The 300-nt window shown below is 74.7% G+C and carries 1 pseudogene; it reads left to right on the top strand.

From position 1 onward, the window contains the following. A pseudogene (locus tag ADL01_RS26605) lies at positions 1-300 on the top strand (hypothetical protein); the annotation flags it as partial.

The following is a 300-nucleotide window of genomic DNA, read 5'->3' as shown; positions in this document are numbered from 1 at the left end:
TCGCTGGCGCGTTCGCCGGTGTGGCGCCGGACGGCGGGCCGCTGGAGACGCTGCTGTACCTCCCGGCGATCGGCGTGGGGCCTCGCCTCGCGGGCGGCGCCGAGCCGACGGGGGCGATGGTGGGCGGCCTGGCGGATATGGCCCGTTACGCGTCCACGGCCATTTCGGATGCGGCCCGCTCGGCGGACCAGGTCGCGATGGCTGCGTCCCGGTCGTGTGTGGCGTACATGCGGGTGGTGCAGCTCCCGGCGTGCGGCCGGTGCATCGTCCTCGCCGGCCAGACCTACTCGTACTCCGAGG

Origin of the sequence: Streptomyces sp. NRRL WC-3618 (assembly GCF_001280005.1) — a bacterium.
Lineage (GTDB): Bacteria > Actinomycetota > Actinomycetes > Streptomycetales > Streptomycetaceae > Streptomyces.
Note: the sequence above shows the minus strand (reverse complement) of the source record. Positions and strands in the feature narration are given on the sequence as shown.